The sequence below is a fragment of the Demequina phytophila genome, assembly GCF_000971135.1.
Classification (GTDB): domain Bacteria; phylum Actinomycetota; class Actinomycetes; order Actinomycetales; family Demequinaceae; genus Demequina; species Demequina phytophila.
In genome coordinates, this window is sequence record NZ_BBLW01000001.1 from 300,318 (window position 1) to 315,233 (window position 14,916).

A 14,916-nucleotide genomic window follows, 5' to 3' on the forward strand; every position below is an offset into this window, starting at 1 on the left:
GTCAATAGTTACATTCGGTCGCTGCCCGTGTTACATCGTTGTTTCACAGGTGTCGAAGACCGCGGATCCACGCCACGCGAGCCAGTCGCCCGCGGCGGTGATGTCCTGGGCGCCGTCGGTCGCGTAGGGCTCGCAGAGGAAGCCCGTGACGATGCTGCCGTCATCGAGGGCGACGCTGCCGATCGCCATCGGAGCGGGAAGCTCGTCGACGAAGGTGCCGAATCCGACGGCGGGAAGTCGCCACACCTCGCCGCGGATCGACCCGCCTTCGAGGGCCGTGCGGACGAGTCCCGGCTTGGGCGGAACGGTGTCAAGAGCGTACATGCGGTACTCCGGGGCCGTGGCAGCCCCGCGCACCAGGCGCGCTCCCCTGTCCGTGAGCTGCGAGTTCAGCGCCTGGCCCGAACGGTGCGCGCCGACCACGAACACGTCCACCTCGTCGGGCTCGCGCGCGCCGGCAGCGACGCCGTCCGTCACGCCGCGGACCGCCACGCCGTCCTCGGTGCGCGCGGAGATCACCCGCGCAAGCTCGAGCAGCCTGACGTCGCTGAAGGCGTGGCCGGTGAGCATCGCGCCGAAGCGCTCCTCCCCCACGCTGCCCGCGGGCAGCGCGACCGCGGCCATGTCGAGGAGGTTGGCGAAGTTGGTGAACCGGCCCATGCGCGAGTTCGCGCCCACCGGATCGGCCGCGACCTGGGCGAGCGTGGGGTGCCACGTGGTGGTGGGCGTGAGCACCGCGGCGGCGTCGGCGAGCAGCGCGGTCGCCGCGGCGCGGTAGCCCTCGAGCGCGCGCTGGTCGGCGAAGAGCGCGGCCGCGGAGTGGCCGGCGCCGGCGAGGACGATGCGCGCGACGGTCGGGTCGATCGCGTCGCCGATCGCGTCGCGATGGGCCTCGAGGTGGTCGCCCACGGCGGCGTAGCGCTCGGCGACGAACGAGGACTCGTAGAGCATGCGCGCGGCGTCGAGCAGGGGCGCGATCGACCGCTCGACGGTCTCAAGGCCGGCCGCGCGGGCCGCGTCCACCACGTGCGCGAAGCGCTCGGCCCACCCGGGCGCGAGCTCGCCCAGGTCCGCGGCCGTGGGCACCACCAGGCGCCGGCGCGCATCCGACGGCAGCGGCGCGGCCGCGGCGGGGCGAGAGGAGAGCGGGTCGCCCGCATCGGGGCCGCTCATCACCTGCACGGCGAGCGCGGCCAGGCCGGGGTCCGCGCAGAACACGGTCACGCAGTCGAGGGAGGCGCACGCGGGCACCACCCCCGTGGTGGGCACCAGGCCGCGCGTGGGCTTGAGCCCCCACAGCCCGTGGAGGGCGGCCGGCACGCGACCGGAGCCGGCGGTGTCGGTGCCGAGCGCGAGGTCGACCAGGCCGAGCGCGACCGCGACGGCGGAGCCGGAGCTCGAGCCGCCGCTGATGCGGTCCTCGCGGACGGCGTGACGGACGGCGCCGTACGGCGAACGGGTGCCCACCAGCCCGGTGGCGAACTGGTCGAGGTTGGTCTTGCCGACGACGATCGCCCCGGCGGCGCGCAGGCGCGCGACCGCGGCGGCATCCGCCGCCGGCCGGTACGCGAACGTGGGCGCACCCGCGGTGGTGGGGCACCCCGCGACGTCGATGTTGTCCTTGACCGCCACCAGCCGTCCGGCGAGCGGCAGGTCCGCGCCCCCGGCGACGGCGGCGTCGACGCGTGCCGCCTCCGCAGCGAGGGCCTCCGGAGAGACCAGGTGGATCCACGCCTCGGGCCGCGAGGTCGCGGCGACGGCCGCGGCGAAGCCCGCCACCGCATCGGCCGCGCTCACGCCTCCACCGCCGGGTCCGTCACGATCACGCGTAGTGGCGTGGGGTTGAAGTCGTTGCACGGGTTGTTGACCTGAGGGCAGTTGGAGATCACCACGAGCACGTCGCGCTCGGCGCGGAGCGCGACCCGCTTGCCCGGCGCGGACATGCCGTCGACGATCCCGAGCGTCCCGTCCGCCTCCACCGGTACGTTCATGAACCAGTTGATGTTCGACACGAGGTCGCGCGGTCCCAGCCCGTGCCTCGCGCCCTCGAGCAGGAAGTTCTCGCGGCACGCGTGGTGGAACAGGGTGTGGTGCCCGTAACGCAGCGTGTTGGACTCCTTGGAGCAGGCGCCGCCGATGGTGTCCTGGCGGTCGACCTCGTTGCCCACGATGGTCATGAGCGGGTCGCCCTCGTTCGAGCGCAGCACGGAGCCGTCGACCAGGTAGGCGTGGCGCTGCGCGACCAGCGTCGCCTGCGCGCTGTACCGCACGTCGTGGTCCGCCGCGTCGTAGATGAGGCAGTCACCCGACTGGTTGCCGCCCACGTCGACGAGCGTCAGGACGTGCCCGGCGCGGACCACGCCTGACCAGCCCTCGCGCGGCGCGATCTCGTGGTCGAGCACGGCCGCACCCGGCACGTACGGCGTCGATCGGTCGAAGTAGGCGGCCTCGTGCGTGGCCCAGGTGACGGTCATCGGATCCCCCTCGCGAGCAGGTGCTGGTCGGTGTTGAGGTACGCGCGGGTGCGCTCGGGCGTCGCGGTCCACCACGGATCGGAGGGGGACGATGCGGCGGCGGCCCAGCCGTGGACGCGCAGGGGCCCCGTCCGGTAGCCCTCGGCGGGATCCAGCGGGTGGGCGGCGTTCGCCACGAGCAGGGTGAGGGGCATCTCCGCGACCAGGTCGACGGTCGCGCCCGCGCCGCCGTCGCCGGTCCACTCGAGGGAGCCGTCCGCGGCGACCCGCACGCCCTTGAAGAAGGACACGCTCGGCGGAATGTCGCGGGCCGTCAGCCCCTCCTTGGCGGCGGCGAGCAGCAGCAGCTCGCGGCCCGCCGCGGTGGCGGTGTGCGCGGCGCCCGCGCCGTAGCGCTCGACGTTGCCGGCGAGGGTGGTGACGCCGCAGAAGGCGTCGTGACGGCCGCCCGCGGCGTCGGCGACCACGGTCGCGAGCACGCGGCCGTCGCCGGACAGCAGCGGGTGCCCGGCGCCCAGGTACGCCTGCCACGGGATCTTCTGGGTGTCCGCGACGTTGAGCCGCTCCCCCGGGTTGAGCGCGCTCAGCACCACCACGTGGGCGCATGCGTCTCCGGTGACGTCCTCGAGGCGGATCCGCGTGCCGCGCGCCACCGTCATGTGCGTGTAGCCCGGGCCGGCGACGGTCTCCGCCCACACCAGGGTCGACGGATCCACGTCGGCGGGCGCGTACGGCGAGGAGGCCGGCGGCAGGTACGGCATGGCCTCGACGGCGGTGTCGGCACGTCCCCGCGCGTCGTCGCGCGCCTGGGCGAGCGTCGCGGTGCTCGAGCGGCGCCCCGCTCCACGGTCATCGGTCACGGCTCCACCTTTCGGTCGATAGGTACAGAGCGAGTGTAGGGCCCCTTTGTTTCCGCTCGATTTCGCGTGCGAGGCGCCCCGTCCCCGCGTGTCCGCAGGCGCTACTGTGGGGGCGATCCGCCATGACGAACGCCGACACCGCCTCGACCCGCACCGACGCCCCGCGTCGGTCGCGCCCTCACGGCAAGGAGCCCGTGGGACGCGAGCGGATCCTCGATGCGGCGGCCCGGCTCTTCGTCGAGCAGGGCTACGCGGCGACCACCACGCGTCAGATCTCGGCCGCGGTCGACATCAAGCAGCCGTCGCTGTACTACCACTTCCCCAACAAGGCGGCGATGCTCAAGGAGCTCTTGATCGAGACGGCGCGACCCTCGATCGACAAGGCGCGCGAGCTGCTGGCGGACACGTCCACGGACCCGCTCGAGCAGCTGCTCGCGCTCATCCGCTTCGACGTGCACCTGCTCGCATCCGGGCCGTCGAACATCGGCGCGCTCTACCTGCTGCCCGAGACCAACGAGCCGATGTTCGGCACGTTCCAGGCGCTACGTCAGGAGCTGGTCGGCGCCTACGGCGCGCTGCTGCGGCGGTCGATCGCCGCCGGCCGGGCCGACGTCGACGACCCGGCCGCGACGGCCGCGCTGCTGTTCTCCCTGGTCGAGGGCGTGATCCTGCGCCGCGCCGACGATCCGCGGCTGGATGCCGAGACCGTCGCGGACGGCATCGAGCAGGCGACGCTGCGCATCCTCGCCGCGCGCCGCTGACCACACCCCCGCGCGCGGGGGTCACTCGACCCGCACGCGCTCCCCGCGCATCGCGGCGGCCCACGCCCAGAACTCGGGGTCGTGACCCGGCCACACCTCGACGCCGGCCGCGTCGAGGTCCGCGAGGCGGTCGATCGCCCGCTGCGCACGGACGTCACCATCCTCCTCCGGAGTCCAGCCGCACGGCGTCCGGGTGGTGATGTTCGCACGCAGATCGGCGGCATCGCAGGCGAGCACCACCGAGCGGCTCGGAAGGTCGACCCGGAACGACTGGTGGCCGGGCGTGTGGCCACCCGTGTCGAGTGCGGTGAGGCCGGGCGCGAGCGGCGTGTCGCCGTCGAGCACACGCACCGAGGACTCCGCGTCGAGCAGGTCCGACGCGATGACGAACTCGGGGCGTGACGCGCCGTCGCGCACCCACTCCCATTCGCGGCGCTGCACCAGCACCGGCACGTGGGGCGGCAGGCTCGGCGCGAGACCCGTGTGGTCGACGTGCGCGTGGCTGATCGCGCAGCCCGCCATCGTCTCCCACCCGAGCCCCACGCGCCCGAGGGCATCCCGCAGCGGATCTCCGGGCGGGATGATCGGCGTGTAGCCCTCGTAGTTGTAGTGGCGAGCGCGCGCGGCCTCGTCGCGCACGTGCGCGAGGTTGAAGCCGGCATCGACCAGCACCCAGCCGTCGGCGTACTCCACCGCGCTCGCCGTCACGGGCTCGAGGAGGTAACGGTCGCGGCGACCGCCCCGGATCGAGACGCCCTCGCTGATGGGTTCGTAGCCGACCACGAAGGCGTGCAGGGCGACGGGACGCCCCGAGACCGCCAGCGCGCCGTCGAACTCCTTCACCACGTCAGACCTCCGTCCGGAGCGCCACGATCGCGTCTCCCGGTGCGACGGTGGCACCCGCGGGCGCGAGCACCGACTCGACGGTCCCGGCATGCGCCGCGAGCACCCTGGTCTCCATCTTCATCGCCTCCACGACCGCGACCGTATGCCCTGCCTCGATGCGCTGCCCCTCCGACACGAGCACCTTCCACACGTTGGCGGCGAACGGCGCCTCGACGCCGATGCAGCCCTCCGCGAGCGCCGGCGGCGGCGCGGGAGCGGCCGGCTCGACGTCGCGATCGAACTCCCCCGCCGCGGTCCACCGGTCGCGCTCCTCCGCGAAGGCCCGGCGCTGCACGGTCCGGAAGCGGGAGATCGACTCGGCGTTGTCGTCGAGGAACCGCGCGTGGTCGGCGAGCGAGAGCTCACCCGCGGTGATCTCGGGGCGCCACAGGCCCGCGGAGAAGTCGGCGCGCAGGCGCAGCAGCTCGTCCGCCTCGACGGGGTACCAGGTGATGCGGTCGAAGAAGTCGAGCAGCCACGGGCGCGAGCCGTCGATGGCGCGGTCGGCGCCCGCGAAGGACGCCCACCGGTCCCACACCTGCGTGGTGCGCCCCACGAACTGGTAGCCGCCGGGGCCCTCCATGCCGTAGATGCAGAGGTACGCGCCGCCAATGCCGACGGAGTTCTCCGCCGTCCACGTGCGGGCGGGGTTGTACTTGGTGGTGACCAGCCGGTGCCGCGGGTCGAGCGGCGTGGCGACGGGGGCGCCGAGGTACACGTCGCCCAGGCCCAGCACCAGGTACTCGGCCTCGAAGAGCGTGCGGTAGACGTCGTCGACGCTCTCCAGGCCGTTGACCCGCCTGATGAACTCGATGTTCCAGGGGTTCCACGGGGCGTCGTCGCGGACGCCCGCCTCGTAGCGGGCGATCGCCTCGCGCGTCGCCGGGTCGTCCCACGACATCGGCAGGCGCACGTGACGGCTCGGGACCACCAGGTCCTCGGCGCCCGCGACGTCCGCCGCGAGCGCGAGGAGCCGCTCGAGCGCCTCACGGTTCGCGTGCGCGGGGTCCCCGAAGGTGACCTGGAGCGACCGGATGCCAGGGGTGAGGTCCCGCAGGCCCGGGAGCGCCGCGTCGCGCACGCGCTGCTGGAGCACGTGGACGCGCGCGCGCAGCATCAGGTCGAGCTCCTGCGGGCCGAGCTCGATCAGCAGGCTGTCGTCGCTCTGGCGGCGCACCACCACGCCGTCGCGGTCGGCGAGCACGCCGCGCGGGGCGCCCGGCTGCTCGGGGATCGCGGGCTCGAGGCGCACGAACCGCACCTGGTCGCCGGCCGCGAGCTGGCCGAGCTTCCACCGCTCCCCCTTCGCGACCGTCACGGGGGTGACGAACCCGCCGAGGCTGGGCCCATCGGGGCCGAGCAGCACCGGGGTGTCCCCGGTGAAGTCCATGCCGCCCACCGAGTACGGGGTGTCGTGGATGTTGGACGGGTGGAGGCCCGCCTCGCCGCCGTCGGCACGCGCCCACGAGGGCTTGGGTCCCACCAGCCGCACGCCGGTACGGTCGGAGTTGAAGTGCACCGCGTAGGCGGCGGTCAGGATGGTGTCGACGTCCTCGGGCGTGAAGAAGTCGGGGGCGCTGTGCGGCCCGTCGAGCACCCCGATCTCCCAGGCGGTCCCGATGGCGGGACGCTCGACATCCACCGCCACCTCGACAGGGAGGGCCGCCGCACCGGGACCGGGCGCGAGCGGCAGCTCGTCGCCGGTGTGCAGCGCGCGGCCCGCGTGGCCGCCGAACCGCCCCAGCGTGAACGTCGCCCGCGATCCCAGGTACTCGGGGACGTCGATGCCGCCGCTCACCAGGACGTACGCGCGCAGGCCCGCCTCGACGCGGCCCACGGTGAGCACGGAGCCGGCGGGGACGTCGATCGCCTCCCACTGCGCCACGGCACGGCCGTCGACCGTGACCGGCACGGGCGCGCCGGTGACGCACACGCGAGCGTCCCTGGACATGCGCAGCGACGGCCCCGACACGGTGCATTCGAGGCCCGCGGTGCCGGGGGCGTTGCCGAGGATGCGGTTGCCGAGCGTGAAGCTGCGGTCGTCCATGGGGCCCGACGGCGGCACCCCGATGTGCCACAGCCCGGTCCGGCCGGGGCCCTCCTGGACGGTGGTGAGGAAGCCCGCGTCCTCGACGCGGATGCCGCCCGCCGGCGCGGTGATCTCCGCGCCCAGGCTCGCGGTGGTGTGCGCGCCGTCCGCCACCACCGGCTCGTTCGCGATCCGGCGCAGCAGCGCGAGGTTGGTGTGCACGCCGTCGATGCGGGTCGCGTCCAGCGCGTCCGCCTGACGCGCCCACGCCTCCGCGCGGTCCGCCCCCGCGGTGACGACCTTGGCCAGCATGGGATCGAAGCGCATGCCCACCTCGGTGCCGGAGCGCACCCATGTGTCGACGCGCGCGCCCTCGGGCAGCTCGACGTGGGTCACCGTGCCGGGGCTGGGGCGGAAGTCCGCGACGGGGTCCTCGGCATAGACGCGGCTCTCGACGGCCGCACCGGAGACGGGCACCTCGCCGGTCCCTGCGTACGGCGCCAGGAAGCTCGCGTCGCCCGCGGCGAGGCGGATCATCCACTCCACCAGGTCCACGCCGGTGACGGCCTCGGTGACGGGGTGCTCGACCTGGAGGCGCGTGTTGATCTCAAGGAACGACGCCTCGCCGGTGTCCGCGTCCAGCACGAACTCGACGGTGCCGGCGCTGCGGTACCCGACGCTCGCGCCCAGCGCGCGGGCCGTCGCGTGCAGCCGCTCGCGCACGTCGGGCGCGAGGCCGAACGCGGGCGCCTCCTCGACCACCTTCTGGTTGCGGCGTTGCAGGGTGCAGTCGCGGTCGCCCAGCGTCACCACGCTGCCGTCGCCGTCGCCGAAGATCTGGACCTCGACGTGCCGCGCGCGCTCGATGTAGCGCTCTGCGAACACGCCGCCGCCGACCACGGCGGCGATGCGGGCGACGCCCTCGTACGCGTCGGAGACCTCGTCGAGCGCGCGCACCACCGCCATGCCCTTGCCGCCGCCGCCGGCGGCCGCCTTGAGGATCACGGGCAGCCCGATCTCCGCGATCCGGGCCCGCGCGTCCTCCGCGTCGCGCAGCTCCGGCGTCGCCGCGGAGGTGGGCACACGCGCCGCGATCGCCCGCTCGCGGGCGGCCTGCTTGTCGCCGAACAGCGCGATCTGCTCCGGGCGGGGCCCGATGAAGACCAGCCCCGCGGCCTCCACCGCGGCCGCGAAGCCGGCGTTCTCGGAGAGGTAGCCGTAGCCGGGATGGATGCCCCACACGCCGTGCGCGAGGGCGACCTCGATGAGCTGCTGCGCGTCGAGGTAGGGGTCCAGGTCACCGCGGCGCTCCAGCCGCACCACCCGGTCGGCCTGCTCGATGTGGAGGCTGCCGCGGTCGTCGTCGGTGTACACGCCGAGCGTGGTGCCGCCCCACGCCGTGACCGTGCGGAAGATGCGGCACGCGATCTCGGCGCGGTTCGCCACCATGACAGTTCGCGGGGTCGTCTGGGTCGTCATGCGGGGACTCTATCGTACGATAGGTAAACGCCGTGTTACGTCTCGACGCGCGCGATGTTTCGTCGCCCGCTGGGCCCCCGCCCGGGTGCGCCGGGACGATGCGGCGGCCGGCGCATCGTCCCCCGTCACCCGGGCGAAGGGAAGGCTCCGGGAACGACACAGGGCCCCGACACCGGTGGGTGTCGGGGCCCTGGGGAGGGACTCGCGGGCGTTCGGCCCGCGAGCCGGATCTGTCAGCCGCTCAGGCCTTCTTGGCGACCTTCTTGGCCGGGGCCTTCTTGGCGTCGGCGACGATCGCCTCGGCCTTGCGGTTGGCCTTCACCTCGTCCCAGGTGATGCCGTAGTACGCGGCCTCCATCATCACCTTCATGTCCTCGAGGATCGGCAGGCGCGGGTTGGCCGGCGCGCACTGGTCGGCGTAGGCGTTCATCGCGAGGGTGTCGAGCGAGGCCATGAAGTCCGCCTCGTCCACACCGACCGACGCGAACGAGCGCTCGATGCCCACCTTGTCGCGAAGCGCCTCCACCGCGGCGGCGTAGGACTCCACGCCCTCCTCGGGGGTCGAGGCCGGCAGGCCCAGGTGCTTCGCGATCTGCTGGTAGCGCTCGGGAGCCACGTAGGACTCGGCCTTGGGCCACGACGCGGGCTTGGTCGGGACCTTGCCGTTGTAGCGGATCACGTGCGGCAGGTAGATCGCGTTGGTGCGGCCGTGGGCGACGTGGAAGGTCGAGCCGGTCACGTGCGACATGGCGTGCACCAGGCCCAGGAAGGCGTTGGCGAAGGCCATACCGGCGATGGTCGCGGCGTTGTGCATCTTCTCGCGGGCCTTGACGGCGCCGCCGCCCACGGTGACGGACTCCTCGATGTACTCGAAGACCATCTTGATGGCCTGCAGGGCGAGGCCGTCGGTGTAGTCGTTCGCGTAGACGGAGACGAACGCCTCGGTCGCGTGGGTGAGGGCGTCGAAGCCCGAGTCCGCGGCGACGCGCGACGGGAGGTTCGCGGTGAGGACCGGGTCCACGATCGCGACGGTCGGGGTCAGCGCGTAGTCCGCGAGCGGGTACTTGCGGCCGCTCTCGGGGTCGGAGATGACCGCGAACGGGGTGACCTCGGAGCCGGTGCCCGACGTGGTCGGGATGCAGACCAGCTTGGCGAGCTCGCCCAGCTTCGGGAACTGGAACGCGCGCTTGCGGACGTCGAAGAACTTCTCCTTCAGGTCCGCGAAGTCGACCTCGGGGTGCTCGTACAGCAGCCACATGACCTTCGCCGCGTCCATCGGCGAGCCGCCGCCGACCGCGATGATCGTGTCGGGCTTGAAGGCGCGCAGCACCTCGGCGCCCTTGCGGACGGTCGCGACGCTCGGCTCGGGCTCGACACTGTCGATGATCTGGACCGACACGTTGTTGCTGCGACGGTTGAGGACGTCGAGGACCTTGTCCACGATGCCGATGCGGGTCATGGTCGCGTCGGTGACGATGGTGACGCGCTCGACGCCGTTCATGTCGTGCAGGTACTGGATGGCGTTGGGCTCGAAGTACGTCTTGGCCGGCACCTTGAACCACTGCATGTTGTTGTTCCTCCGACCGATGCGCTTCACGTTGATGAGGTTCACCGCGGTGACGTTGTTCGACACCGAGTTGTGGCCGTAGGAGCCGCAGCCGAGGGTGAGCGACGGCATGAACGCGTTGTAGATGTCGCCGATGCCGCCGTGGCTCGAGGGCGAGTTCACGATGATGCGGATCGCCTTGCAGCGCTTGCCGAAGTCCTTGATCAGCGCGTCGTCGGTCGCGTGGATCGCGGCCGAGTGGCCGAGGCCGTGGAACTCGACCATGCGCTCGGCGTAGTCGAGGCCCTGCTCGGTGGAGTCGGCCTTGAGGACGGCGAGGACGGGGCACAGCTTCTCGCGGGTGAGGGGCTCGCTCTCGCCCACGGTCGAGACCTCGGCGAGGATGATCGAGGTCTCCTCGGGAACGGAGAAGCCGGCCTGCTCGGCGATCCACTGCGGCGACTTGCCCACCACGTTCGGGTTGAGCTTGGCGCCGGCGCAGTTCTGGCCGTCCGCGGTGACGCCGAAGATGAACTCCTCGAGCATCTTCTTCTCCGCCGGGGTGACCTTGTACGCGTGGAGGCGGTGGAACAGCTCGAGGGCCTTGTCGTAGATCTCGGCGTCGAGGATGACGGCCTGCTCCGACGCGCACACCATGCCGTTGTCGAAGGCCTTCGAGATGACCAGGTCGTTGATCGAGCGCTCGAGCACCGCCGACTTGTGCACGTAGGCGGGCACGTTGCCCGCGCCGACGCCCAGGGCGGGCTTGCCGCACGAGTACGCGGCCTTCACCATGGCGTTGCCGCCGGTCGCGAGGATGAGCGCGACGCCGTCGTGGTTCATGAGGAGGTTGGTCGCCTCGAGCGACGGGGTCTCGACCCACTGGATGCAGTGCTCGGGGGCGCCGGCCTTGATCGCGGCGTCGCGCACGATCTTGGCGGCGGCGACGGAGGACTGCTGCGCGCTCGGGTGGAACGCGAAGATGATCGGGTTGCGGGTCTTCAGCGCGATGAGCGACTTGAAGATCGCGGTCGAGGTGGGGTTGGTGACCGGGGTGACGCCGGCCACGACGCCGACGGGCTCCGCGATCTCGGTGATGCCCTTGATCGGGTCCTCGTTGATGATGCCCACGGTCTTCATGGGGCCCATCGAGTGGGTGACGTGCTCGCACGCGAAGATGTTCTTCACGGCCTTGTCCTCGAACACGCCGCGACCGGTCTCCTGGACCGCGAGGACGGCGAGCTCGCCGTGCTGGTTGAGGGCGGCCACGGAGGCCTTCTTGACGAGCAGGTTGACGTCGTCCTGAGTGAACACGCTGTAGGCGTCGAGCGCCTCCTGCGCGTTCGCGACGAGCTGGTCGATGGCGGCGGCGACGTCGGTGGTCGCGGTCTCCGGGGCGGTGGTGGTCATCTTCGTCTGGCTCCTAGTGCCGGGTGCCGGCCCCCTCCGGGCCTCGATCCCCATGTCCTTCACGGTAGGGGCGGCTCGCGCCGATCTCGCGGGGCAGAGGTCCCGGGGACCATGGGCCTACTACCAGGCATTTTATACCCATGGGGGTATAACGAACAGGGGTTTTCGACACCTGTCGAGGGGACGATGCGCGGGTCGCGGGGGTCCCGGAAGTCGCCGCGCGCGGGGTTGACGGCGCGTCGCGGGGCACGCGGAGGTGCACGCCGGTGCCATGCTGGGAGCATGCCCCAGGGGGTAACACATCACGCCGAGGAGGCGCCCATGCCGACCGTGCCAGCAGGCGCATCGTCCACCCCGACCGCGGGCGAGCGGAGCCTCGCCCATCTCCCGGTCGGCATGTTCGCCATCGTGATGGGCGTGGGCGGCATCTCGCTCGCATGGTTCCGGGCCGACCAGGCGTTCGGGTGGTCGCTCGCGGTGAACGATGCGCTGGCATGGCTGGGCCTCGCGGCGCTCGCGGCAGCCGCGGTCGCGTACGGCGCGAAGGTCACGCGCCACCCGAGCGCCGCCGTGGCCGAATGGGGACATCCCGTGAAGGCGGCGTTCGTGGCCACCCTCCCGGTGTCGATGATGGTGCTCGCGGCCGCGTTCCTGCCGGCGTCGGACACCGTCTCCGCGTGGCTGTGGTGGCCCGGCGCGGCGCTGCAGTTCGTGGTGACGGTGCTGGTGATGCGGACGTGGATCGCGGACGCGCGGGTCCAGGCGGTGCACGTCCACCCCGCGTGGTTCATCCCCGTGGTCGGCAACCTGGTCGCGCCGCTCGCCGGCGTCGCGCATGCCCCCGCGGAGATCTGCTGGTACTTCTTCGGCGTCGGCGCGGTGTTCTGGGTCGGACTGCTGCCCGTGGTGCTCAGCCGGCTGTTCCTCGAGGGCGTGATGCCGTGGCGGCTCGCGCCCACGCTCGCGATCCTGGTGGCGCCGCCCGCCGTCGCGGCGTCCGCTTGGGTACGCCTCGGGGGCTCGTGGGAGGACCCGCTCGCGATGATGCTGCTCGGCGTGGTGGTCTTCCAGCTCGCGCTGCTCGCGTCTCAGGCGGCGGCGCTGCGAAAGGTGCCCTTCGCCGTGAGCGCGTGGGCGTACACGTTCCCGCTCGCCGCGGCCGCCTCGGCGCTGCTCGCCGCCTACGAGGCGGGGGCCACCGCGTTCGCGGCATGGGTCGGGGCGGTGGCGCTCGTGGTCGCGACCGCGCTGGTGATCGGGCTCGGATGGAGGACCTGCGTCGCGGTCGCCCGCGGCGAGCTGCTTGCCGCGGAGGGCTGACCCTGCGGGCGCCGCGGGCCACGGGCCACGGGCCGCCGAGCGGCGAGCGGCGAGCGGCGACCCAGCAGAGCTCAGCCCGTGACCACCTCGCCACCCCACGCGCCGATCCCGCCCTCGAGCCCCACGGTGTGCTCGACACCGGCCGCGGCCATCGCCTCGAGCGCGACGCGCGAGCGGTTGCCGGACTGGCAGTAGACGGCGTAGTCGGCCTGGGGATCGAGGGTTGCGACCTCGGCGGGGAACGTCGCGGCGGAGACGTCGATGTTGACCGCGCCGGGCAGGTGGCCGGCGGCGAACTCCTCGGGCGTGCGCACGTCGATCACGGTCACGCCCTCGCTCGCGGCCGCGCCCGCGAAGGCGTCCGCCGGCACGTGCGAGCCGTCGAAGGCGACCGCCGCCACCGACTCTGCGGGCGCATCGTCGCCGCCCGAGCAGGCGGAGACGGCGGGGATCAGGGCGAGCAGGGCGCCGGCGAGGGCGCCACGGAGGATGCGTCGGTTCATGCCCAGCAGCATACCCCAGGGGGTATCTGTGTCCGGCCCGCGGAGCCGGGTTCCACACACGATCCCGTCTCAGACCGGATTCACCTGCCCCTCACGTCGCATCGCCCGACCACCCCGGGCACAGTTGCAGATTCCGTGTGGAGCGCGGTCGGCGAGCACGGGGCCCGCGGACGCGACCGCGCCCGGTGCGCGCCCCCGGGAGAGCAGGGGCGCGGACCGGGCGCGGTGGGTCCAGGGGCGGCCGGAGCCGCGGGCGTCAGGCGACGCGGATGAGCTTCTTGTTGACGAACTCGTCCGCGGCCAGCAGGCCCATCTCGCGCGAGGTGCCGGAGCGCTTCACGCCGCCGAACGGCAGCTCGGGGCTGTCCGCGAGCACGCAGTTGACGTAGACCATGCCGGCCTCGATCGCGTCCGCGACGCGGTCCGCCTGCTCGGGGTCGGTCGTGTAGACGTAGGAGCCGAGGCCGTACGAGGTGTCGTTCGCCAGCGCGACGGCCTCCTCCTCGGAGGCGACCTTGTACACCGCGGCGGCGGGGCCGAAGAGCTCCTCGCGGTACACGTCCATGTCCGAGGTCACTCCGGTGATGACGGTCGGCTCGTAGAACGCGCCGTCGCGCGTGCCGCCCGCGACCAGCGTCGCGCCCTGGTCGACCGCGCGGGAGACCTGCGCCTCGAGGCGCTCGGCCGCGGCGAGCGAGGACAGCGGGCCGATCACGGAGTCCTCCGAGAACGGGTCGCCCGCCGTGCACTCCACCATGGCGGCGGCGAACTTCTCGAGGAACGCGTCGTACAGGGAGTCGATCACGATGAACCGCTTCGGGGCGTTGCAGGACTGGCCGGAGTTGTCCATGCGTGCCTCGACGGCGCCGGCGACCACGGAGTCGAGGTCGTCGGTCGACAGCACGATGAACGGGTCCGAGCCGCCCAGCTCGAGGGCGACCTTCTTGAGGTGCTGGCCCGCGAGCGACGCGACCGCCGAGCCGGCCCGCTCGGAGCCGGTGACGGACACTCCCGCGATGCGCGGGTCGGCGATCATGGTCGCGGCCTGCTCGTTCGAGGCGTAGACGTTGACGTACACGCCCTCGGGGAAGCCCGCGTCGCGGTACATCTGCTCGATCGCGGCGGCCGACTCGGGGCACTGCGGCGCGTGCTTGAGCACGATCGCGTTGCCCACCACGATGTTCGGCGCCGCGAAGCGTGCGACCTGGTAGTAGGGGAAGTTCCACGGCATGATGCCGAGCAGGGCTCCGAGCGCGCTGCGGCGGATCACCGCGGTGCCCTCGCCCAGGATCTCCAGCGGGGTGTCGCCCGTGATCCTCTCCGCGTTGTCCGCGTAGAACTCGGTGATGTCCGCGGCGAAGTCCACCTCGCCGAGCGCGTGCGACAGGGGCTTGCCCATCTCGCGCACGATGATCGCGGCGAGCTCGTCGCGGCGCTCGCGGTGAAGCTCGGCCACGCGGCGGATCTTCGCGGCACGCTCGGCGACCGACGCGGTCCGCAGCCACCCGCGGTACGCGCCGTCCGCGGCCGCGAGCGCGGTCTGGACATCCGCGTCGGACATCGTCGGGTAGTCGGCCAGACGCTCGCCGGTGGCCGGGTTCACAACTGCGTAACCGCTCATGTCTCTCCTTGGGTTGAAACTGGTGGAC

General features: G+C 72.6%; 10 protein-coding genes. 2 read left to right on the forward strand and 8 right to left on the reverse strand.

Annotated elements, in window-relative coordinates; genetic code table 11:
* Window positions 1-30: 30 nt before the first annotated feature.
* Genes atzF through AOM01_RS01495 form a run of 3 tightly spaced genes read right to left on the reverse strand, consistent with a single transcriptional unit; the run spans window position 31 to window position 3,334 of the window.
* The gene (gene atzF, locus AOM01_RS01485; RefSeq protein WP_062287912.1) at window positions 31-1,797 is read right to left on the reverse strand and encodes an allophanate hydrolase; all 1,767 of its coding nucleotides are present in this window, start codon (window positions 1,795-1,797) and stop codon (window positions 31-33) included.
* Entirely contained in the window at window positions 1,794-2,474 is a 681-nt protein-coding gene (locus AOM01_RS01490) for an urea amidolyase associated protein UAAP2 (RefSeq protein ID WP_062287914.1), read from the reverse strand. The genes atzF and AOM01_RS01490 overlap by 4 nt, the downstream gene beginning before the upstream one ends.
* Window positions 2,471-3,334, reverse strand: coding sequence for an urea amidolyase associated protein UAAP1 (locus AOM01_RS01495; RefSeq protein ID WP_062287916.1), 864 nt, complete (start codon window positions 3,332-3,334; stop codon window positions 2,471-2,473). The genes AOM01_RS01490 and AOM01_RS01495 overlap by 4 nt, the downstream gene beginning before the upstream one ends.
* A gap of 122 nt (window positions 3,335-3,456) precedes the next feature.
* On the opposite strand from AOM01_RS01495, the gene AOM01_RS01500 reads away from it, so the two are divergent.
* Window positions 3,457-4,095 (forward strand): TetR/AcrR family transcriptional regulator, encoded by a 639-nt coding sequence (locus AOM01_RS01500; protein ID WP_062287918.1) that lies wholly within the window; start codon window positions 3,457-3,459, stop codon window positions 4,093-4,095.
* Between the two features lie 21 nt (window positions 4,096-4,116).
* Here AOM01_RS01500 and AOM01_RS01505 read toward each other — a convergent pair whose 3' ends face one another.
* The 3 genes from AOM01_RS01505 to adhE form a co-directional block, all read right to left on the reverse strand.
* Complete coding sequence (locus AOM01_RS01505) at window positions 4,117-4,941, reverse strand: N-acyl homoserine lactonase family protein (RefSeq protein ID WP_062287921.1); 825 nt, start codon at window positions 4,939-4,941, stop codon at window positions 4,117-4,119.
* Between the two features lies 1 nt (window position 4,942).
* On the reverse strand, window positions 4,943-8,488 hold the full coding sequence (locus tag AOM01_RS01510; RefSeq protein WP_062287924.1) for a 5-oxoprolinase/urea amidolyase family protein: 3,546 nt from the start codon (window positions 8,486-8,488) through the stop codon (window positions 4,943-4,945).
* A gap of 241 nt (window positions 8,489-8,729) precedes the next feature.
* A complete protein-coding gene (gene adhE, locus AOM01_RS01515) occupies window positions 8,730-11,444 on the reverse strand; it encodes a bifunctional acetaldehyde-CoA/alcohol dehydrogenase (protein WP_062287927.1) in 2,715 nt (904 codons plus the stop codon).
* Window positions 11,445-11,765: 321 nt separating this feature from the next.
* On the opposite strand from adhE, the gene AOM01_RS01520 reads away from it, so the two are divergent.
* Entirely contained in the window at window positions 11,766-12,764 is a 999-nt protein-coding gene (locus AOM01_RS01520) for an SLAC1 anion channel family protein (protein ID WP_062287929.1), read from the forward strand.
* A gap of 71 nt (window positions 12,765-12,835) precedes the next feature.
* On the opposite strand, the gene AOM01_RS01525 is transcribed toward AOM01_RS01520, so the two are convergent.
* Together AOM01_RS01525 and AOM01_RS01530 are read right to left on the reverse strand one after the other, a co-directional pair.
* Window positions 12,836-13,267, reverse strand: a complete 432-nt coding sequence (locus tag AOM01_RS01525) for a rhodanese-like domain-containing protein (protein WP_082109922.1) — start codon at window positions 13,265-13,267, stop codon at window positions 12,836-12,838.
* Window positions 13,268-13,523: 256 nt separating this feature from the next.
* Window positions 13,524-14,888, reverse strand: coding sequence for an NAD-dependent succinate-semialdehyde dehydrogenase (locus tag AOM01_RS01530; RefSeq protein ID WP_062287934.1), 1,365 nt, complete (start codon window positions 14,886-14,888; stop codon window positions 13,524-13,526).
* Window positions 14,889-14,916: the final 28 nt, after the last annotated feature.

Bases quoted from the DNA above. Each gene is read 5' to 3' on its own strand.
- AOM01_RS01490 (WP_062287914.1), bottom strand. From the start codon at position 2,474: ATGACCGTCACCTGGGCCACGCACGAGGCCGCCTACTTCGACCGATCG.
- AOM01_RS01500 (WP_062287918.1), top strand. From the start codon at position 3,457: ATGACGAACGCCGACACCGCCTCGACCCGCACCGACGCCCCGCGTCGG.
- AOM01_RS01510 (WP_062287924.1), bottom strand. From the start codon at position 8,488: ATGACGACCCAGACGACCCCGCGAACTGTCATGGTGGCGAACCGCGCC.
- adhE (WP_062287927.1), bottom strand. From the start codon at position 11,444: ATGACCACCACCGCCCCGGAGACCGCGACCACCGACGTCGCCGCCGCC.
- AOM01_RS01520 (WP_062287929.1), top strand. From the start codon at position 11,766: ATGCCGACCGTGCCAGCAGGCGCATCGTCCACCCCGACCGCGGGCGAG.
- AOM01_RS01525 (WP_082109922.1), bottom strand. From the start codon at position 13,267: ATGAACCGACGCATCCTCCGTGGCGCCCTCGCCGGCGCCCTGCTCGCC.
- AOM01_RS01530 (WP_062287934.1), bottom strand. From the start codon at position 14,888: ATGAGCGGTTACGCAGTTGTGAACCCGGCCACCGGCGAGCGTCTGGCC.